The organism is Kitasatospora sp. MY 5-36 (genome assembly GCF_001182915.1).
GTDB lineage: Bacteria > Actinomycetota > Actinomycetes > Streptomycetales > Streptomycetaceae > Kitasatospora.
Window position 1 is genome coordinate 1 of record NZ_LFVW01000308.1, and the last position, 963, is coordinate 963.

Here is a 963-nt window from a genome sequence, read left to right on the forward strand (position 1 = left end):
GCGCCAGCTGGTGCTGCCGGCCGGTGAGGTCGAGGTGCCGTTCAGGGTCGAGCCGTGCGCGGCTTCGGAGGTGGCGGGGCGGATCGAGGCCGAGGCCTTCGCCGTCTTCGACCTCTCCGTCGAACTTCCCTTGCGGGTCGTGCTGTTCGCACTTGGCGAGGACGAGTCGGTCCTGGTGCTGACCCTGCACCACATCGCCAGCGACGGTTGGTCCTCCGGCCCGCTCTGGCAGGGGGTCACGTCGGCCTACCGGGCCCGGCTGGCCGGAGCCGCCCCGGAGTGGGAGCCGCTGGCCGTCCAGTACGCGGACTACACCCTCTGGCAGCACAACCAGCTCGGGGAGGCTCTCGACCAGCAACTCGCCTACTGGTCCGAGACGTTGAGGGATGCGCCGCAGGAGGTGGCCCTGCCCTTCGACCGGCCCCGTCCTGCCGCCGCGTCGCATGAGGGTGAGCTGTTGGAGTTCCATGTCGGCCCCGAGCTGCACGCGGAGTTGGACGCGTTGGCGCGTCGGCACGGCGTGACGCTGTTCATGGTCCTGCACGCGGGCTTGGCGGCTCTGCTGTCGCGCTTCGGTGCGGGGACGGACCTCCCGATCGGCACGGTGGTGGCCGGGCGTTCGGACGAGGCCTTGGACGACCTGGTCGGGTTCTTCGTGAACACCCTGGTCCTGCGGACGGATGTGTCGGGTGAGCCGACCTTCGGTGAGCTGTTGGGGCGGGTCCGGGATGCGGACCTGGCGGCGTTCACGCACCAGGACCTGCCGTTCGAGCGGCTGGTGGAGGAGTTGAACCCGGTGCGTTCGCTGGGCCGGCACCCGCTGTTCCAGGTGATGCTCGTTCTGCAGAACAACGACGAGGGCACGCTCCAACTCCCGGGCCTCACCGCTCAGCCCGAGTCCTTTGGGACGCCGCCCGCCAAGTTCGATCTCAACCTCACCTGCGTCGAGAACCGCGACGCCGC

1 protein-coding gene is annotated in these 963 nt (G+C 69.8%); it reads left to right on the forward strand.

The genetic code is table 11. The features are described from left to right. On the forward strand, positions 1 to 963 hold a 963-nt coding region (locus AE652_RS20790), incomplete at both ends, for a condensation domain-containing protein (protein ID WP_049653727.1).